Consider the following 19,167-nt stretch of genomic DNA (forward strand, 5'->3'; position numbering starts at 1 on the left):
GCACGGGAGGCACCCGTGACGTCGAACCAACAACCCCCGGGATACCTGCCGATCGCCGATCACGGGTTGATCGGCGACCTGCGCAGCGTCGCCCTGGTGGGCACCAACGGCACGATCGACTGGTACTGCTGCGGGCGCTTCGACGGGCCGAGCGTGTTCGCCGCGGTCCTCGACGCCGAGCGGGGCGGTTCCTTCGAACTCGCCGCCGACGTGTCCACGCGGACCAAGCAGTTCTACTTCCCGGACACCAACGTGCTGATCACCCGGTTCTTCGCCGAGGACGGCGTCGGCGAGATCCAGGACTTCATGCCGATCGTGGACGACTCGCGCGAGGCGGGCCGGCACCGGCTGATCCGCCGGGTGGTGTGCGTGCGGGGTTCGCTGCCGTTCCGCGCCCGGGTGGCGCCGCGGTTCGACTACGCGACGCGGCCGCACACCCTGCGCATCGAAGGCTGCCAGGCGATCTTCGAGTCGGACGAGCTGTCCCTGGCGTTGACGGCCAGCGTGCCGGTCGAGCCCGACGGATCGGACGTCTGGTCGGCGTTCAAGCTGCACGAGGGCGAGGTCGCGGTGTTCGCCCTCGACCGGGTCGGCGGTGACGTGGCCCCGCGGGAGTGCCCGCTGGCCGAAGCCGAGCACGAGTTCTCCGCCACGGTGCGGTTCTGGCGGAACTGGCTGTCGGCGTCCCGCTACCGCGGCCGGTGGCGGGAGATGGTGCACCGCTCCGCGCTGACGCTGAAGCTGCTCACCTACGCGCCGACCGGCGCGATCGTGGCCGCGCCGACGACGAGCCTGCCGGAGAGCATCGGCGGCGCGCGGAACTGGGACTACCGCTACGTGTGGATCCGGGACGCCGCGTTCTGCGTGTACGCCCTGCTGCGGCTGGGGTTCACCGCGGAGGCCGAGGCGTTCATGGGTTTCCTATCCCAGCACGTCGACCTGCGCCGCTGCGATTCGTCGGGTCCGCTGCAGATCATGTACGGCATCGACGGGCGCAGCGAACTGCCCGAACGCGAACTCCACCACCTCAGCGGCTACCAGGGCTCCGCCCCGGTGCGCGTCGGAAACGCCGCCGTCGACCAGTTCCAGCTGGACATCTACGGGGCGCTGATCGACTCGATCTACCTCTACGACAAGTGGGGCGAGCCGATCTCCAGCGACCGCTGGGACGAGGTGGTCGACGTGGTGGACTGGCTCTGCGACAACTGGGACCGCCCCGACGAGGGCATCTGGGAGACCCGCGGCGGCCGCAAGAACTTCCTGTACTCGCGGCTGATGTGCTGGGTGGCGATCGAACGCGCCATGCGGCTGGCCAACCACCGGGGCCTGCCCGCCGACATCCCGCGGTGGCGGCGGTCCCGCGACGAGGTCTACCGGCAGATCATGAAGCGCGGCTGGTCGGAGAAGCGGCGCGCGTTCGTCCAGCACGAGGGCGACGACGTGCTCGACGCGGCGGTGCTGATGATGCCGCTGGCCAAGTTCGTCTCGCCGACGGACCCGAAGTGGCTGGCCACGCTCGACGCGCTGGGCGAGCACCTCGTGTCGGACTCGCTGGTCTACCGCTACGACCCGCTCGCCAGCCCGGACGGCCTGCCGGGCACCGAGGGCACGTTCTCGATCTGCTCGTTCTGGTACGTCGAGGCGCTGACCCGCGCGGGCCGCCTCGAAGAGGCCCGGCTGGCGTTCGAGAAGATGCTCACCTACGCCAACCACCTGGGCCTCTACGCCGAGGAGATCGGCCACACCGGCGAGCAGCTGGGCAACTTCCCGCAGGCCTTCACCCACCTCGCGCTGATCAGCTCGGCGTTCAACCTCGACCGGGCGCTCGGCTGATCAGGCCGGGGCGCCTTCCAGCCGGTGCCGGTCCCAGGCGGCGTTGTCGGCGGCGGCCTCGTAGGTGGTCTGCAGGAACTCCAGCAGCGTCGCGTCCGGGTCGGCCGCGGTGCGCACGGCTTCGTAGGGCAGCAGGAACTCGCCGATCTCGGGGCTGTAGGAGGCGTCGGCCGGGCGGACCGGGTGCTGGACGTACCCGGCGGGCTCGGGGTACGCGTACGAGTAGAAGGTGCCCTCGCCGGACCCGCCCGGCCAGAAGCCGCAGCTGCTGAGCTCGTGGGAGTAGCCCTCGACCATCACCCAGTCCGCGCAGTTGGGGGCGCCGCCCGGGTGTCCGGCGCGGTCCGGCCGGAGAACCGGGTGACCGCCAGGTCCATCGCGCCCCAGAAGAAGTGCACCGGGCTGACCTTCCCCACGAACCGCGACCGGAACTCGGTCAGCACCCGGTGGGCGGCGAGCAGCTGCTGCCAGAACAGGTGCGCGTGCTCCGGGTCGTAGGAGGAGTGTTCGGTGTCCTCCTCGAACGGAATGGCGTGCTCGATCTCCCGCGGCATGGTCCAGATGGAGACCGGCAGTTCGAGCTCGCGGAGCGCGGCCATGGTCTCCCGGTAGAACTCGGCGACGGGCTTCGGCGCCAAGCGGATCCGCCGCGCTTCCCCGCTGCTGGACCGGATGTGCAGCACGTGCTCGCAGAAGTCGAACTCGATGTCGAGCGAACGCCGGTCGTGCGGCATGAGCGAGGTGGTGAGGCCGCGAGCGGAGAGGTAGAGCGGAACCTGCCACCAGTGGTTGACCATGGGCGCCAGGGCCAGCCGGACCTTCCCGACGACCTGCATCCACATGTGCAACGTGTCGCGCGTATCGACCCACTCGGACACGCGCAGCGAAGGCCAATCGCCCGCAGAATCCCCAAAACCTGCCATAGCCGCCCCCAGCAAGCCGTCCCGACGGCCCCAGTGTGCCTCCCCCACCAACCCACCGCCCGGCATTCTGGCCACGCCGATCAACCTTCCGGCCTGCCGAACGTCTCAGTACCGGGAACACCGCTTTCACCGAGGAGAAACCTTGCTGGGTCGACGAGGGTTCGCGGCGATGGCCGCCGCCGTTGGTTGCTTCATCGCAGGCTGTGCGCCCGAAGGGCCCGCGCCACTGGACCGGGTGAAGGCCGACCTCCAGGCGACCCAGTCCGCCGGCTCCACCGCCTTGCAGTTCGCGAGCACATCGGCCGGTGCCGACCTCCCTTGCGAGGGGACGGACGACGACGACAAGACCTTCTACGGGACGACCAGGGCCAGAGCCACGACTCAGGCCACGAACGTCCGCCCCGAGCAGGCACGCCAGTACCTCGACGCCGTCGAGACCTTCTGGCGCGGTCGCTCGAACTGGCTCGACCACAACAGGAGCACTCCCGAGATCGCCGAGATGGTCTACGTCTCCGTGGACCGCAGCGACGAATACCTGGTCAAGGTCAGGTACGACCCGGGCGCCGAGACGGTCGACGTGAGCGCCGAGTACACCTGCCAGCCTTGACCCGAAGGCCGGTCGGCGGATCGCGCCGGGTCGCCGTGACATCATGTGGTGCTGTGGAGTCCACCCGTATCGACCGCTGGCTCTGGGCCGTCCGGCTGACCAAGACCCGCCCGGACGCCGCCGCCGCTTGCCGCGGCGGGCACGTGCGCGTCAACGACCGCCCCGCCAAGCCCGCGACCACCGTGTGTCCCGGTGACGAGGTTCGAGCCCGCGTCGGCGACCGGACCCGCGTCGTCGAGGTGGTGCGGGTGATCCAGCGGCGCGTCGGCGCGGCCGATGCCTCCACCTGCTACATCGACCGGACACCGGCTCCGCCGCCGGAGACCTCGGTGCCGGTGGCCCGCCGCGAGCGGGGCGCCGGACGGCCCACGAAGCGGGACCGCCGGATGATCGACAAGTTCCGCGAGCGGGGCGCCTGAGCAGGCTCCGGCCCGTGCGTGTTTTGGGTTGCCATAGCAGCACAACACGCGCACGGGCCCTAGCTCTTCGCCGCCCGGTCCGGGAAGAAGCGGGTCACCACTGCCGTTTCGACCAGGCCCACCAGCGTGTAGAGGACGATCGATGTCGCCGTGAGGACCACGACCGACGCCCACAGCTCGTCGTAGCGGAAGCCGCCGACCGCGCGCAGGATCGCTCCCCCGGTGCCCTGGCCGGTGGCCAGCCACTCCGCGATCAACGCGCCGATCAGCGCGCCCGGCACCGCGATGCGCGCCGAGGCGAACAGCGCGGGCAGCGCCGCCGGGACCGCCACCTTCCGCAGCACCGTCACCTTGCCGCCGCCGTAGGCCGTGACCAGGTCGATCGTCGGGCGCGGCGCCGAGCGCAGGCCGAACACCAGGTTCACCAGCGCCGGGAAGAACACCACGATCCCGCCGATCACCGCGATGCCGACGGCGTCGCGGCCGAAGACCAGCATGATCAGCGGCGTCATCGCCACCAGCGGCACCGAGCGCAGCAGCATCGCCACCGGCATGACGGCCTGCTCGACGCCGCGCGCCAGGAAGAACGCCACCGCGAGCACGATCGCCGCGACCAGGCCGGCGACGAAGCCGAGGCTCGCGTCGCGCAACGTGATCGCCAGGTTGCCGAAGACGGTGGCGCGGTTGGCGGCCGCGTCGTCGTCTGTGACCAAGTACTCCCACACCGCCGACGGCGGTTTGCCGACCATCGAGTTGATGTCGAACAGCTCCAGGAACGCGATCCACAGCAGCACCACGACGACGGCCGAGGCCACCATCGGGATCAGCAGGCGGATCGCGGATCGGGCGAACGTGCTCATCCCTGCTCCCCCTTGGCCCACGGCGTGATCAGCCGTCCGAGCACGGCGAGCAGCGCGTAGCCGACGCCGGCGAGCAGCCCGCACACCACGGCCAGCGCCCAGGTGCGCGGCACCACGTACTGCTGCTGGGCCACCGTCAGCACCACGCCGAGTCCACTGTCGACACCGCCGAGGTACTCCCCGATGATCGCGCCGAGCAGCGCCGCGGGCACCGCGATCTTCAGCGCGTTGAGCACCGCCGGCAGCGCGGCGACGAGCTGCACCTTGACCAGGCGGTGCCAGCGGTTGCCGCCGTAGGCGGTCACGACGTCCAGGCTCGCCTTGTCGGCCGCGCGCAGGCCGAGCAGCGAACCGACCAGCGTGGTGAAGAAGACCGACAACGCGGCGAGGAAGATCGTGGGCGTCCGGCCGCCGAACACCACCAGGATGATCGGGCCGATCGCGGTCAGCGGCATGCAGTAGCTGACCACCGCGAGCTGGGTGGCCACGCCCTCGGTGACCGGGAACAGCAGCACCACCATCGCGATCGCCAGCGCGATGAGATTCCCCCACAGGTAACCCATTCCGGCCCCGCCGAGGGTGACGCTCGCGTTGTCCCAGTAGAACTGCCAGCCGTCCTCGGCGAACTGCTGCGCGACGGCCAGCGGCGTCGGCACCGCGCCGCCGCCGGCGAACACCGTCGCCGCGAGCACCCACCACAGCGCCACCAGTGCCGCGATCCCGGCGGCACCGCCCAGCCAGCGGGTCATGAGGCGGTCCGCGCGGTGAACAGCAGCTCCGAGATGTGGTCGTGCAGCGCGTGGAACTCGGGCGTGCGCATCATCTCCGGGGTGCGCGGGCGGGGCAGGTCGATCTCGACGACCTCGAGGACGCGGCCGGGCCGCGGGCTGAGCACCGCGACGACGTCGGACAGGAAGATCGCCTCGGAGATGCCGTGGGTCACCATGAGCGTGGTGGCCGGGCGTTCGGTCCAGATCCGCAGCAGTTCCAGGTTGAGCCGCTGCCTGGTCATGTCGTCCAGCGCGCCGAAGGGCTCGTCGAGCAGCAGCACGCGCGGCTGGACCACGAGGGCGCGGGCGATCGAAACGCGTTGGCGCATCCCGCCGGAGAGCTGCGCGGGCTTCGCCTTCTCGAAGCCGCCGAGCCCGACCAGCTCGATCAGCTCGTCGATCAGCCCCGGCTCCGGCTTGAGGCCCGCGACCTCCAGCGGCAGCCGGATGTTGGTCGCGACGCTGCGCCACGGCAGCAGCGCCGAGTCCTGGAACGCGATCCCGAGGTGGTGGTGCTTGCGCAGTTCCAGCGGCGTCTCGCCGTGCACGAGCGCGGTGCCGGTCGTGGGCTCTTCGAGCCCGGCGAGGATGCGCAGCACCGTGGACTTGCCGCAGCCGGACGGCCCGAGCAGCGACAGGAACGCCCCCTGCTCGGTGTGCAGGTCGACGTTCTCCAGCGCGGTGACCGGGTTCTTGCGCAGCGCGAAGCGCTTTCCCAGTCCTGACAGCGAAATTCCCTCGGTCACCGCAGCAGGTCCGGGTTCTCCTGGTAGACCTCGCGCAGCGGGGCGAGGTCGAACAGGTCGTCGGCGGCGATGTCGATCCCGGCGAATTTCAGCGAGTCGATGTTGGCCCGGATGAGCTCGTCGGAGACGGTCAGCAGCCCGTTCGCCCTGGTGTCGTCGGAGACGATCAGCTCGGCCTGGCGCTGCATCATCCCCTCCTGCTCGTCGGCCTTGAGGTTCTGGTCCTTGCCGTACTGGTCGACCGCGAGGCGCGCGGCGCCGGCCGGGTCGGCGATGGCGTCCTTCCAGCCTCGCACCATCGCCTTCAGGAACGCCTTCAACTTGTCGCGTTCCTCGTCGATGGTCTGCTGCGAAACGATCAGCGTCTCGCCGACCAGCGGCAACCCGTTGTCGGCGAACAGGAACTGCGTCGCCGGGACGCCGCGGCGGGCGAGCGTGGCGGCGCCGCTGGTGGAGAACCCGAGGTAGCCGTCGATCTGGCCGGTGGTGATCGGCGTCGGGTCGAACTGGAACGGCACGCGGGTGAGCTGGCCCGGGTCGATGCCGTTGGCCTTCAGCAGCGCGGTGAAGGCGAGGTCGTTGCCGTCCTGCACGCCGATCCGCTTGCCGATCATCGACTTGGCGTCGGGGATCGGGTTCTTCTCCAGCGACACGACCGCGAACGGGTTCTTCTGGTAGGTCGCGGCGACGATCTTCAGCGGCGCGCCCTGCTTGATCGCCGGGGCGGTGATCAGCGGCGCGGACACGCCGATCCACGCCCGGCCGGTGGCGATCGCCGCTTCCGCCGAGGTGCCCGCGGCGCCTCCGGCGAGCAGCTCCACCCGCTCGAAGCCCGCCTGCGTGAAGTAGCCGCGGCTGTCGGCGAAGTACTGGCCGGCGAACTCGACGTTCTTCACCCAGGACAGCTGCATGGACACCGAGCCGCCGGCGGAACCGCTCGACGCGTTGCCGCCGCAGGCCGACAGCAGCGCCGAGCCGCCCAGCGCCAGCCCGGACAGACGGAGGAATCGACGCCGGTCGAGGGGCCGGCCGGCAGACCGGAGGTTAATCATGCGTGGCAGTCAAACAAACGGCGCAGGCGCGATCCATGTGCGCGCAGACGAAAGATCCGGCCCGGTCCGGACGCGATCGTTGGAGAGTCCTACAAGGACGTTACGGTGCTGTGTCGAAGTTGCAGGCCCGATCGGGGCACGTGGGGAAAACCTTGGGCGATCCGCCGAAGCGGCGCGCGGGCGGTTCCGGTTGGCTGAGGAGCGATGACGGTGGGAGGAGAGGCGTTCATGCTGCCGACGGCGGAGTTGCACATTCACATCGAGGGCACCCTGGAGCCCGAGATGCTGGTCCGCCTGGCGGCGCGCAACGGGGTGAAGCTGCCGACCACGGACATCGACGAGCTGCGCGCCCGGTACCGGTTCACCGACCTGCAGTCGTTCCTCGACCTGTACTACGCGAACCTGCCGGTGCTGCGCACCGAACAGGACTTCTACGACCTCACCAGCGCATACCTGGCGCGCGCCGCGCAGGCAGGCGTGCGGCGCGCCGAGATCTTCTTCGACCCGCAGACCCACCTGCGCAACGGCGTGCCGCTGGAGGCGGTGTTCGCGGGTCTCTCCGGCGCGCTGGACGACGCCCACGACATCTCGACCGATCTGATCCTGTGCTTCCTGCGGGACCTCGGCGCGGACGCCGCGGAGGAGACGTTCCGGGCCGCGTTGCCGTTCCGCGACCGGTTCATCGGCGTGGGACTGGACTCCGCCGAGGTCGGCCACCCGCCGTCGCTGTTCCGCGAGGTGTACCGGATGGCGGCGGCCGAGGGGCTGCACCGCGTCGCGCACGCCGGCGAGGAAGGCGGGCCCGACTACGTGTGGGAGGCGCTCGACGTGCTCGGTGTCGAGCGGATCGACCACGGCATCCGCGCGATGGAGGACGCCAAGCTGGTGCGGCGGCTGCGCGAGGAGCAGGTGCCGCTCACCGTCTGCCCGCTATCCAATGTGGCCCTGCGGGTGGTGGGCGAACTGGCCGATCACGTCCTGCCCGCGATGCTCGACGAGGGCCTGCTCGTCTGCGTCAACAGCGACGACCCCGCCTACTTCGGCGGTTACGTCGACGACAACTTCGCGGCGCTGCGCAGCGAACTCGGCCTGGACGACCAGCAGCTCGCGACGCTGGCCCGCAACTCGTTCGACGCCTGCTTCGCCCCGGCGGAGCAGAAGGCCCGCTGGAAGGCGGAGGTGACCGCATGACGCATCGGCTGGACGGCATCAGGGTCTGGGACGGCACCCGGGACGTCGGGGTCAGCGACCTGGCGTGGGCGCCGGACCGCATCGAGGAGGTCACCCCCGCCGCCGAGGAGCGCTGGCCGGAGTTGTGCGTGCTGCCGGGCCTGGTGGACACGCACGTCCACCTGCTCGGCTTCGCCGGCGAGGGCGACGGCGGCACCGACACGTTCACCTTCCCGCTGGTCACCACGCGCGAGGAGCAGACGCTGCACGCGGCCGCGAACGCGCAGAAGGCGATGCGCCGGGGCGTCACGACGCTGCGGGACCTCGCGGGCGACCAGGCGCAGGCCGCGGCGCGGCGGGCGTTCGAGCTCGGCATCATGCCGGGGCCGCGGTTGCTGGTCAGCGGCCCGGTCGGGATGACCGCGGGCCACGGCGACCTGTTCGTCCCGCCCGCGGTGAAGGAGCGGGCGCCGCTGGCCGACAGCCCCGACGAGTGCCGCAAGCTGGTGCGCACCTGGGCGCGGGCCGGGCTCACCGGGATCAAGATCTTCACCAGCGGCGGAGTGCTGTCGATCGGCGACAAGGTCGGCTGGCGCAACCACACCCGCGAGGAGCTCCGGGCGACCATCGACGAGGCGCACGCGCTGGGCATGCTCGTGTCCGCGCACGCGCACTCGGAGATCGGCATCCAGATCGCCCTGGAGGAAGGCGCGGACTCCATCGAGCACGGCACCGAGCTCACCGCGGAGCAGGCGGAGGTGCTGGCCGCGCGCGGGACGCCGGTCGGGCCGACGCTGCTGATCAACGAGATCATCGCGCGGGGCAAGGCCGCCGCGAGCGCGGAGGCCCGGGACAAGGCCGCCGAGCTGGTCGCCCGCCGCGACGAGCTGTTCCGGGCCGCGGCGCGCGCCGGGGTGCGGTTCGTGCTCGGCACCGACGCCAGCGGCTACTTCGTGGAGTTCGGCGACCAGCTGACCGAGGTGGTCCGGATGACCGAGGTCCTCGGCTTCGACGCGGAGACCGCGCTGCGCGCGGCCACGTCCGACGCCGCCGCCTCGATGGGCCTCGGGAACGTCACCGGGCGGATCGCGCCGGGCCTGGGCGCGGACTTCATCGTTCTGCGCGGCAGGCCCTGGGAGCGGGCGGCCGACCTGGCGCCGGAGAACATCGTCGCGGTCGTCTGCCGCGGCGTCCTCGTCGCCGGCGAACTCCCGTCCTGACCGCAAGGGCTCGTGAGTGCTGAAGCCGGTTCTCACCGGAACGAGCACTCACGAGCATCAGGCCCGGCGAACCCGTGCTACTAGGCCGTGCCCGTTGCGGGCTGGTTGCTCTCGGCGACGTCCAGGCAGGTGAGCGCGAGGTAGAGGTCGACGCGGTCGCGCATCGAGGACAGGCTTCGGCCCGTCAGCTGCTCGATGCGCTGGATCCGGTACCGGAGCGTGTTCACGTGCACGTGGAGCTCCTCGGCGGAGCGCTGCCACGAACCGCAGGATTCGAGGAACGACGTGAGGGTGCCGATCAGGTCCGAGCCGTGCACGGCGTCGTAGTCGGCCAGCGGCGTGAGCATGTGGTGCCGGAACGAGCGGCGCAGCCGGGCCGGCAACGCTGACAGCAGGACGGCGTGCGAATCGACCTTCGACCCGGACACCACCACCGGCGCCCGGCCGGGCCCGTGGCCCCGCGCGGAACGCAGCCGCCGGCGGGCGATCTCCAGCGCCGAACCCAGGTCGCTGACGCTGGCGGTCCGCTCGCTCACGCCCGCCAGCAGCCGGTGCCGGCCGGGCAGCTCGACCGCCGACAGCTCGGCGGCCACGCCGTCGAGGTGCTCGGCCGCGCCGTTGACCAGCAGCACGGCCTTGTCGTCGTCGGCGTGCACGAGGAGGCGGCGGCCGGGGGCCGCCAGCAGGTCGGCGAGGTTCTCCGCCAGGCCGTCGCCGGGGCCGGCCGACGCCGCGACCACGACCGTCGGGAGGTGCGGGTCGGCTCCGAGCATCCGCAGGTGCGCCGACACCTCGCCGGGCGCCGCGGTGTCCGAGCCGAGCACGCCGACGAGGTCGGCGATCTGCCGCTGCTGCAGGGAAAGCCGCTGCTTCTCCGCCAGCACGATCTCGCAGACCGGGGTGAACGACCGGTCCTCGGCGATCACCAGAAGCGGCAGGCCGAGCTCGGCGCACGCGGCCACCAGGCCCGCGGGCATCGCCCTGGTGACGAGCAGCCCGACGACCAGCCCGGCCGCCCGGCTGCGCGCCAGCGCGGCGGCGAACGGCCGGCTGTCTGCGGGCTCGCGGTACCAGAGGCAGCTGGTGAGCACGAGGTCACCGGGGAGCAGGAACCGGCTCGGATCCGGCAGGTCCGTCACGTAGGCGCGGCGCACCTCGCCGGCGAGCCCGGCCGCGCCCGCTTCCACGACGGACAACCCGAGGTCGAACTCGTGCACCAGCTCGCGCAGCCTCATCGTCTCTCCTCAACTCCGGTCGGTCGCCGAGGTAGCACATCATGGAGCCCGTGGTCCGCGCCAAGGCCGGGTCGGCTCCGGCGGGCCGCCGCGAGTCCGTTGTGGACGGTGATGAACAGCCGGTGACGGGCCCGGTACGCCGCGCGATGCTCAGGTCTCGTGGGCAGCGAGGACGTGGTCCCGGGCGCCCTCGACGTGGGCCGTGATCACGCGTCGCAGCGCTTGCGCGTCGCGAGCCCGGAGGGCGTCGACCATCGCCTGGTGTTCGTCGTCGATGCGCTTCAGGTCGCGCCCGGAGCGGACCCAGCGGCGGCTGTAGGGCTCGACGAGGTGCAGCAGCTGGTCGATGAAGCGCAGCGCGAGCCGCCGCTCGGACAGGTCGTAGATCCGGCGGTGGAACTGGTAGTTGAGGGACGCGCGGCCCGCCGCGTCGGCGCCCTTCTCGCGCATCTGATCGGCCATGGCCTGCAGCTCGTCGACGTCGCGTTCGCGGCAGCCGCGCACGATCTCCTCGGCCAGGTGCGGTTCGAGCCGGAGGCGCAGCTCGAAGAGCTCGGTGATGTCGTCGTGGCTGAGCTCGGCGACGATCATGCCGCGCTGCGGCTGCACCTCGATGAGGCCTTCGGCGGCCAGGGCGTGCAGCGCCTCGCGCAGCGGGATGCGGCTGACCGCCAGCTCGCCGGCCAGTTGTTCCTGGACCAGGCGGGTGCCGGGGAGGAGCTCGCCGCCCCGGATGGATTTCCGCAGCCGCGCGGCGATCACCTCGGCGCTGTTGCTGGTCCGGGCTGCACGAGTCACCGCGCCAGGATACTCATTGCCCTCTCCGCAGCGACTGTATACATTCGCTGCGGATCAACTCGAAGGGAAGGTTCCCGGATGTCCGGTGACGTCGACGTCGCAATCATCGGCGGTGGATTGCTCGGGCTGGCAACGGCGAGGGCGGTGCTGCGCGCGCATCCGGACGCCTCCGTGACCGTCCTGGAGAAGGAATCGCGGTGGGGCGCCCACCAGTCCGGGCACAACAGCAACGTGATCCACAGCGGCCTGTACTACGCGCCGGGCAGCCTCAAGGCGCGACTGGCCCGCGCCGGCGGTGAAGCGATGATCCGCTACTGCGACGAGCACGGCGTGCCGGTCAAGCGCACAGGCAAGATCGTGGTCGCCACGGCCGAGGAGCAGCTGCCGCGGATGGACGCGCTCGAAGCCCGGGGCCGGGAGAACGGCGTCACGGTGCAGCGGTTGAGCCGCGGCGAGATCGCCGAGCGGGAACCGCACGTCGCCGGCGTCGGCGCGCTGGCGGTCGCCGACACCGCCATGACCGACTTCGGCCAGGTGTGCCGCGCCTTCGCGGCCGAGCTCGCCGGGCTCGGCGCCGACCTGCGCACGAACTCGCCGGCGCGGTCGTTCACCGCCGCGGGCGACCGGACCGTCGTCCACACCCCCACCGGCGAGGTGCGGGCGCGGATCATCGTCAACTGCGCCGGCCTGCACAGCGACAAGATCGCCGAGGCCGCCGGGCACCGGCCGCCGGTGCGGATCATGCCCTTCCGCGGCGAGTACGCCGAGATCCGCCCGGCCCGGCGCGGCCTGATCAACAACCCGGTCTACCCGGTGCCCGACCCGGATCTGCCGTTCCTCGGCGTGCACGTGACGCCGATGCTCGACGGCACCGTGCACGTCGGACCCAACGCCGTGCCCGCCCTGGCGCGGCAGGGCTACCGGTGGCGCGACGTCGACCCGCGCATGCTGCGCGAACTGCTGCTCGACCCCGCGCTGCGCGGGCTCGCCCGGCGCTACTGGCGGTACGGCCTCGCGGAAATCGGGCGCTCGCTGGTCTGGCCGCTGTTCGTCCGCGAAGTCCGCCGGATGATCCCGGAGATCAACGGCGAGGACCTGCGCAGGCACGGCAGCGGCGTGCGGGCGCAGGCCGTCAAGCCCACCGGCGAACTGGTCGACGACTTCGTCATCAGCCACACCCCGCGCGCTATCCACGTGCTCAACGCCCCGTCCCCGGCGGCGACGTCGAGCCTGCTCATCGGCAGTCACATCGCCGCCGAAGCCTTCGACCGGCTCGGGCTGGCCGACCTCGCCCGGGACGTGCGCGAGTCCCCGACCGGCATCTGACACCTTGCCGCGCAGCCACGTCAGTCAACGCGTGACCGCTACACCGCCGGAACCGTCGCCTGGATGAGCGCGTGGGAGCCGCTGGTCCGCCAGGCATCGCCGGTGCCGTCCAGCGCGGCGGCGGTCGCGTCGTCGAGGCCCACCACGACCTCCGACTTCAGGACGCGCAACGCGACCACCGGGGACGGGAAGTGGCCGACGACGTCGACGAACGGCGTGGTGGCGGGCCAGTACCGGTCGCCGACGAGGCGCCGGTAGTTCAGGTCGCCCTTCATGATGGTGACCGACGCGGACGCGAGCTCGGCGCGCAGATCAGCGGGCATGGCGCGGTAGTCCAGCGGCGCGCAGAAGAACGGATGGGCGCGCACCTCGATCCGCCCGTCCCGCAGGCCGTCCCAGATCCGCTGCCCGACCGCGCCAGCCTCCCCGGCGAGGCCCACCAGGTGGCGCAGGACGCCCACGACGTCGGCGGGCGTGGCGTCTGAGACGTAGTACGGCGTCGGCTTGACGTGCAGGACGACGCGGTCCGCGCGACCGGTCGCCAGCAGGTGATCGGTGAGCACCAGGTCGGCGGCCAGCTCGCCGGCGGAGTTGTCGGCGACGAGGTGGACCGAGCCCGGCTCGCCGAACAGCGACCAGAACACCTGGCTGTCGCCGGTCACCAACCCGGCCGCAGCACCCTCGGCGCCCGCCGACATCCGGAACGCGAGATCGGCCTGGTTCCCCCACACCGCCGCCCGCACCACGGTGTCATCGCGATCCGCCTCGCTCAGCCGCGGCAACGCGTCGAGCGCCGCCAGCGCCTCGGCGGTGCCGGCGCTGCGGAGCTCCGCTTCCTTCATCGGAGCGAACGGATCGATGCCGCGCCACGGCCCGGGCTCGAAGTAGCCGACGGCCGCGAGCAGCCTGCGGAAGAAGTAGCTCTCCGCCCACAGGAACGAGCAGTCCGACCACGGCCTGCCCAGCCGGTCCGCCGCCCAGGCCGCCCAAACGCCGTGGTCGGGTGCGTCATCGCCGAGCGGCTCGACCACTCCCCCGGTCGTCTCGCGCAACAGCTCCGCCAGCCTGCCGCGCACGTCCGCCCCGTAGGGGAACGCGGTGCACAGCTGCTCGATCATCGCCGGATGGCGTTCGTGGAACACCTTCCAGGCGAACGAACCCGGCACCCCGATCGTGATCAACGGCGCTTCCGGTCCCACCACTGCTCCCGTCTCGTGCCCATCCACCCGCCGAAGCCTACGCATGCGCCGCAAGCGTCCACATCAGACGTCCGCGTCGCACGTTCGGGACAACCTGAAGGCCCAGGGCCTGCTGGTCACCGAGGACAAGTTCGTCTTCAGCACCTCGGCCACCACCAAGAACCGCAGCAACCTCTACATCTCCGACCGGGTCGGGTGCTTCCGGGCGCCGAGCATGAGCGAAGGCATGACGACTTACGGCGACAACGCCTACCTGCTCTTCGAATCCGGCGCGCAGGTCTACGAGCACAAGGCGACCAACCCGATCAAGAAGCTCCACCGGGCCAAGACCTCGAAGCTGACCAGCACCGACTTCTGACCGACCGTAACGACAACGGGGCCGCGCCCGCACAGGACGCGGCCCTGTCACATCCCAGCGGCGGCCGCCTCGCGGCGCCGAGTGGTGGGGCGACCAACCGCGAGCGGGGCCAGTGCGGCGAGGACGCACAGTGCGCCGACCGGGATCAGGTCGAGCGACACGACCGGCAGCATCGATCCGGCAAGGATGAGCGTGGGACACCACCACGCGACCGCCTTCGTCCTGGCCAGCATGATCGTCAAGGCGAGCAGTCCGACGTACAGCAACGGCGGCCCGACCACGTAGAACACGATGCGCGCACCCGGGATGGCGCTTACCTGAGCGCTGATCGCGCTCATCCCGGCCTTGTCGGACGCCAGCAGCCCGGCCACGACGTCGATCACGAACTGAACGACCGAGGTACCCACACCGACGAACGTGACGACGGTCCAGAACGTGCGGCCGTGGGTCGCCAACTCGCGTCGCAGCCCCAGAACTGCGGGGACCAACAACGCGAGGCCGACGAGGTTCACGAGGTGGGCGACCTGCCAGTCGAGACCCGGGCCGTACTGCCCGTCCATCCTCCCGACGAGGCGAACGACACCGTACCCGGCGAAGCACAGCGGCGCCGCGATCAGACATGCACGTGAGAACGTCATGCACCGACCCTGGCCCGGGCCGGTCTCGTGGTCATCGGGGCTTTCCCCCAACAGACCCGGACCTTTGCCGTCGGCATCACGACACGCCGACGGCTGTGGACAACCCGCCTCGCCTGTGGACAGCTCCCGCAATTTCAATGGAAATCGGACCTTCGATTTCCATTGAAATTGCGGACACACCGGCGCTCTGGGCGCGGCAGGCGGCCGTGCTGGCGATTCCGCGTGCTGCCTACCGGATCTCAGCGGCTGATGCTGCCGTGGCTCCGTTCGGGGTGGTGAATCCCGCTAGCAGTCGCGTCGGCTTGCCGTTGAGGACCGCGATCGTCGTGGTTCGCTCGCCTTGGCCGTCCACTTCGATCCCCTGGTCCGCCAGGACCGCTCCGTCGGCGTCCACCGCGAACAGGTGGATCCTTCCCGGGCCGTTCGCCTCCAGGCTCGCGTGGATCTCGCCTCCGTCGGCTCGTGCGCTCGTGAGCCGGGTGGCCGAATCGCCCGCCGGCGGGGCACCGCCCAGCGAGGTGTTCAGGCGGAGGGCTTGCTCGACGGACCCCGGCGAGTCCACTGAGGACAGCGCGTCCAGCGGGAGCACCGGGGCCGGTGGCGGGGCCGGGTCTCCCGCGGGCCGGTCTTGGAGGAGCGCGTGGCCCCAGCGGTACGGGTCGCCCTGCACACCGCCCCAGGTGGACCAGCCGATCCGGGACTGGCCGGTGAGGTCCTGCGTGTCCGAGTCGTACACCAGGACGTTCAGCCCCAGGCGCCGGGGATCGACCGATCCCGGCAGGTCCTGCAGCGGAATCTCCACCTCGACCGCGTAACCCCCTTCGCGGGGCTTCGACGCGAGCTCCACGCCCGGCGCGGTCTCCTCGCCCGGGCCCTGGTGGTTGTCCGCATCCCTTGCGTAGCAGGGGTTTCCGGCCCGGCTGGTGGACGGCAGGACCGCGACCTTGAACGTGCTCGACGTGTTCTCCGAGTCCGCCTTCGGGTCGATGGTGATCTCGACCGCGTCGGTGCGCCAGTGCCGCTTGCAGTCCTCCGGAGCCAGCAGCGCACCCTGCTCGTCGTCCACCACGTCGACCAGTGCGTACAGCTTGTCGCCGCGCCAGGACAGCCTTGCCGTGGCGGCGCAATCCGGAGCCGAGCACTGCTCGCCCTCCCACAGCGCGGACACGTCGAGCGGGGCGCCCAGGTACTCCTGCGGTCCGACTTCGCCGTCGACCACCGGATCCGAGGCCGCCTGCGGGATCGTCGTGGCAGGTACCAGTTCGAGGGATGCGGTGGTCTCGCTCCTCACGTCGTCGGTGCGGGCGGTCAAGGTGTAGGCGTGGTCGCCGCCCTGCATTCCGGTGGGCATCCCGGGGTCGGTGCTGCGCACCTCGTACGTGAGCGACGCGGTTTCACCGGGACCGACTTCCTCGAACCGCTGCTCAGCGTTCGGCACGTCGAATCCCTGCGGCGGCGCGAACCGAACCGCACCCGAGCGGGGCTGTGCGCTGTAATTGCGGACGATCACCTGAACGTCGCGCTCACCGAGCCCCGGAACGGTCTGGACCGGCGGGACCTTGTTCTCCAGCAGGGGGAATCGTGCTTGCGCCGTCCACTGCTGGAACTCCGCGACACCCGGCAGCGGCGCCTGCTCTGCCACGACCGGTGGCACGACGTCGAACCGCAGCTCGCTCTCCGCGCGTCCCTGCGGGGTTTCGATCCGCACCGGGACCGGCACGCGCGCGGCGGCATGCCGCGGCGGCGCGGTCACGACGAAATCGACTCGCGCGGTCGCTCCCGGTTCGATCGTCCCGTGCGCGCCGTCGCCCCGGGCTTCCCACCCCGGCGGCAGATCCAGCGCGACCCGGCCCGCTTGCAGCGCCGTTTCCGCCGGTGCCGTCACCTCGACGCGGACCTGCGTGTGCTCGCCGGGAGTGATCCGCTGGCGCTCCGCGGTCGCGGCCAGCCCGGTGCCGATCGGGAGGCCACCGTGAATCGGCAGCAACGCGCCGAGCAGCGGCGCGTCCGCGCCTTGCGCACCTGGCGCGTGCGGCGCGCGGTTGGCGATCTCGGTGAGGTGATCGCAGCCGACCTGCGCGGGATCGGCCGGGATGTCCGGCCGCCCGGCCCACCCCTGGCTCCTGTACTCGCGTTCGGCGGCGCGTTCCTGCTGCTCCCAGTTGATGTCGCCGGCGATCCCGTGCACGTAGTACTCGGGCCCGGGCGAATCCGCCGGGGTGGTGCGCTTTTCGCAGTCCGGTCCCTGGACCTCCTCTTCCGCCCCGGCCGCGTTCGACAGCACCCGGCGCACCGACCAGGGCGCCAAGCCCTCGCCGTCGACCTGCTCGGGGAACGCCGCGGGGTCGGCGGCCTGGCGGTACGCCTCGAGCGCGAGCCGGGCGGCGTACTGGTGGTTGCCGTGGTTTCCCGGTGTGGGCGCGGGATCCATGGTGACGACGACCTCGGGCCTGGTCTGGCGCACGACGCGGACGAGCTTCGCGAGCACGTCGTCGTGGCGCCAGGCCTGTTCGGTCAGCGGGGCGCTGACCGTGTAGTAGAGATCGGGCTCGTCGAGGTTGTACACGTCCGTGACGCCGAAGCCGCCGACCGCGTGCCGCTCCTCCCCTTCGCGCAGCAGGCCCAGTGCCGGTCCCTCCTCCGGCCCGACCGCGTTGCCGCCGCCTTCACCTCGGGTGATGGTCACGACGCCGGTGCGCACCTGGTGGTCGTGGCGCCACCGGCCGAACGTCGACAGCAGCGATGCCTCGTCGTCCGGGTGCGCGCCGACGAAGAGGACGTCCAGGTCCTGGGCGGGACCCGGCTGCGCGGAGCCGGGCGCAGCGAGCACCCCGGCACCCAGCGCAGCCGCCAGCACGACAACCGAACCAGCACGAACCGATGACACCGAACCACTCCTCAGCCGAGATGATCACGCGACGCCGAGGATGGCACGGACGCCCTTGCCGTGCACCCGAAAACACGCCGCAGCGCAGCGCGTCTCACGCTTCAGGACGGCCAGGCGTCCACCTTCGTCGCGTTGTCGCCGAAGACGAACGGGCTCGGCTCGCACTCGGCGATGAAGTCGCCGGGGAAACCGAGCCGGAACTCCACTGCGGCATCGAGCTCTTCGACCGCCTCGGCGGGCAGGACGACGTCGGCCGCGCCGACGTTCTCGATGATCTGCTCGGCGCTGCTGGCTCCGACGATGGGCAGCACCGCCGGGGACTTGCTGCGGGTCCAGGCGATCGCCACCTGAGCCGGCCGGACGCCCAGTTCGTCGGCGACCTTGCGGACGGCGTCGGCCGCCGCGCGGTCCCGTTCGGTGAGCGCGGCGGGATCGACCCGCCGGCCCACCGCGCCGGAGAGCACGCCGGCAGCGAGCGGTGCCCACGTCGTCACGCTCATCCCGAACGCCTCCGCCATCGGCAGGAGCTCCCGCTCGATGTCCCGGTTCAGCAGGTTGTAGGGCACCTGCAGGCCCGCGAACGGCGTCCAGTCCCGCCACTGCGCGAGCGTGTTCGCGCGGCTGACGACCCACGCCGGCGCGTCGGACACTCCGATGTGGAGGATCTTCCCCGCTCGCACGGCGTCGTCCAGGGCGCGCATGGTCTCCTCCACCGGCGTGTGGCGGTCCCAGATGTGCACCCAGTAGATGTCGATGTAGTCGGTGCGCAGGCGGCGGAGGCTCTGCTCCAGCGACAGCACGAGGTTCTTGCGGTGGTTGCCGGCGGCGTTGGGATCCGCGGCATCCCGCGACAACGTGTACTTCGTGCCGAGGACGAAGCGGTCGCGCCGGTCGATGACCGTGCCGAGGATGCTCTCGCTCTCGCCGTAGGCCGAGGCGGTGTCGAGGACGTTGCCGCCCGCATCGGCGTAGGCGTCGATGATGCGCCGGCACTCGCGTGCATCGTCGATGACCATGGTGCCGAGGACGAGTTCGGAAACGCGCAGGCCGGTTCGGCCGAACAGCCGGTATCGCATCGTCACACCACCTCCGCGCCGACCGCCGCACGACGGGCGCGGGTTCGGCT

At 71.3% G+C, this 19,167-nt stretch carries 17 protein-coding genes and 1 pseudogene; 7 read left to right on the forward strand and 11 right to left on the reverse strand.

From position 1 onward, the window contains the following. Positions 1-15: 15 nt before the first annotated feature. Positions 16-1,833, forward strand: coding sequence for a glycoside hydrolase family 15 protein (locus AB0H93_RS00795; protein WP_358565288.1), 1,818 nt, complete (start codon positions 16-18; stop codon positions 1,831-1,833). Here the strand turns inward: AB0H93_RS00795 and AB0H93_RS00800 are convergent. Further along, positions 1,834-2,822, reverse strand: a pseudogene (locus AB0H93_RS00800) (DUF5996 family protein). It lies immediately after the preceding gene. A 76-nt stretch (positions 2,823-2,898) separates the two neighbouring features. Here AB0H93_RS00800 and AB0H93_RS00805 point away from each other — a divergent pair. Next, positions 2,899-3,363: a hypothetical protein gene (locus tag AB0H93_RS00805; protein WP_358565291.1), complete on the forward strand. Its 465-nt coding sequence runs from the start codon at positions 2,899-2,901 to the stop codon at positions 3,361-3,363. A 53-nt stretch (positions 3,364-3,416) separates the two neighbouring features. Next, positions 3,417-3,782 carry a S4 domain-containing protein gene (locus tag AB0H93_RS00810; protein WP_165967949.1) on the forward strand — a complete coding sequence of 122 codons (366 nt, stop codon included), beginning with the start codon at positions 3,417-3,419 and terminating at the stop codon, positions 3,780-3,782. A gap of 59 nt (positions 3,783-3,841) precedes the next feature. Here the strand turns inward: AB0H93_RS00810 and AB0H93_RS00815 are convergent, their stop codons facing one another. From AB0H93_RS00815 to AB0H93_RS00830, 4 genes are read right to left on the reverse strand one after another with little or no spacing between them, the layout of a single operon-like run. Next, positions 3,842-4,642, reverse strand: a complete 801-nt coding sequence (locus AB0H93_RS00815; RefSeq protein ID WP_358565294.1) for an ABC transporter permease subunit — start codon at positions 4,640-4,642, stop codon at positions 3,842-3,844. After that, positions 4,639-5,391: an ABC transporter permease subunit gene (locus tag AB0H93_RS00820; RefSeq protein ID WP_358565296.1), complete on the reverse strand. Its 753-nt coding sequence runs from the start codon at positions 5,389-5,391 to the stop codon at positions 4,639-4,641. The genes AB0H93_RS00815 and AB0H93_RS00820 overlap by 4 nt, the downstream gene beginning before the upstream one ends. Continuing rightward, a complete protein-coding gene (locus tag AB0H93_RS00825; RefSeq protein WP_358565299.1) occupies positions 5,388-6,158 on the reverse strand; it encodes an ABC transporter ATP-binding protein in 771 nt (256 codons plus the stop codon). Before AB0H93_RS00825 ends, AB0H93_RS00820 begins: the two co-directional genes overlap by 4 nt. Further along, entirely contained in the window at positions 6,155-7,210 is a 1,056-nt protein-coding gene (locus AB0H93_RS00830) for an ABC transporter substrate-binding protein (protein WP_358565302.1), read from the reverse strand. Before AB0H93_RS00830 ends, AB0H93_RS00825 begins: the two co-directional genes overlap by 4 nt. Positions 7,211-7,414: 204 nt before the next feature. Between AB0H93_RS00830 and AB0H93_RS00835 the strand changes: the two genes are divergently transcribed. Continuing rightward, positions 7,415-8,401 carry an adenosine deaminase gene (locus AB0H93_RS00835; protein ID WP_358565304.1) on the forward strand — a complete coding sequence of 329 codons (987 nt, stop codon included), beginning with the start codon at positions 7,415-7,417 and terminating at the stop codon, positions 8,399-8,401. Next, complete coding sequence (locus AB0H93_RS00840; RefSeq protein WP_358565307.1) at positions 8,398-9,600, forward strand: amidohydrolase family protein; 1,203 nt, start codon at positions 8,398-8,400, stop codon at positions 9,598-9,600. The genes AB0H93_RS00835 and AB0H93_RS00840 overlap by 4 nt, the downstream gene beginning before the upstream one ends. An 80-nt stretch (positions 9,601-9,680) precedes the next feature. On the opposite strand, the gene AB0H93_RS00845 is transcribed toward AB0H93_RS00840, so the two are convergent. Together AB0H93_RS00845 and AB0H93_RS00850 are read right to left on the reverse strand one after the other, a co-directional pair. After that, positions 9,681-10,835 carry a helix-turn-helix domain-containing protein gene (locus AB0H93_RS00845; protein WP_358565310.1) on the reverse strand — a complete coding sequence of 385 codons (1,155 nt, stop codon included), beginning with the start codon at positions 10,833-10,835 and terminating at the stop codon, positions 9,681-9,683. Positions 10,836-10,985: 150 nt separating this feature from the next. Next, positions 10,986-11,633 (reverse strand): GntR family transcriptional regulator, encoded by a 648-nt coding sequence (locus AB0H93_RS00850; RefSeq protein WP_358565312.1) that lies wholly within the window; start codon positions 11,631-11,633, stop codon positions 10,986-10,988. Between the two features lie 78 nt (positions 11,634-11,711). Between AB0H93_RS00850 and lhgO the strand changes: the two genes are divergently transcribed. Further along, positions 11,712-12,959 carry an L-2-hydroxyglutarate oxidase gene (gene lhgO / locus AB0H93_RS00855; protein ID WP_358565314.1) on the forward strand — a complete coding sequence of 416 codons (1,248 nt, stop codon included), beginning with the start codon at positions 11,712-11,714 and terminating at the stop codon, positions 12,957-12,959. A 38-nt stretch (positions 12,960-12,997) separates the two neighbouring features. Here the strand turns inward: lhgO and AB0H93_RS00860 are convergent, their stop codons facing one another. After that, complete coding sequence (locus AB0H93_RS00860; protein WP_358565316.1) at positions 12,998-14,185, reverse strand: damage-control phosphatase ARMT1 family protein; 1,188 nt, start codon at positions 14,183-14,185, stop codon at positions 12,998-13,000. A gap of 16 nt (positions 14,186-14,201) precedes the next feature. On the opposite strand from AB0H93_RS00860, the gene AB0H93_RS00865 reads away from it, so the two are divergent. Beyond that, the gene (locus AB0H93_RS00865) at positions 14,202-14,516 is read left to right on the forward strand and encodes a hypothetical protein (RefSeq protein ID WP_358565318.1); all 315 of its coding nucleotides are present in this window, start codon (positions 14,202-14,204) and stop codon (positions 14,514-14,516) included. A 47-nt stretch (positions 14,517-14,563) separates the two neighbouring features. Here AB0H93_RS00865 and AB0H93_RS00870 read toward each other — a convergent pair whose 3' ends face one another. The 3 genes from AB0H93_RS00870 to AB0H93_RS00880 all read right to left on the reverse strand — a co-directional run bounded on the left by AB0H93_RS00870 (position 14,564) and on the right by AB0H93_RS00880 (position 19,117). Further along, positions 14,564-15,154, reverse strand: coding sequence for a hypothetical protein (locus AB0H93_RS00870; protein ID WP_358565321.1), 591 nt, complete (start codon positions 15,152-15,154; stop codon positions 14,564-14,566). Positions 15,155-15,383: 229 nt separating this feature from the next. Continuing rightward, positions 15,384-18,041, reverse strand: coding sequence for a sugar-binding protein (locus AB0H93_RS00875; RefSeq protein ID WP_358565324.1), 2,658 nt, complete (start codon positions 18,039-18,041; stop codon positions 15,384-15,386). Between the two features lie 101 nt (positions 18,042-18,142). After that, entirely contained in the window at positions 18,143-19,117 is a 975-nt protein-coding gene (locus AB0H93_RS00880) for an aldo/keto reductase (protein ID WP_358565325.1), read from the reverse strand. Positions 19,118-19,167: the final 50 nt, after the last annotated feature.

It is taken from the genome of Saccharopolyspora sp. NPDC050642, assembly GCF_040654735.1.
In the GTDB taxonomy this organism is placed as follows: Bacteria; Actinomycetota; Actinomycetes; order Mycobacteriales; family Pseudonocardiaceae; genus Saccharopolyspora; species Saccharopolyspora elongata.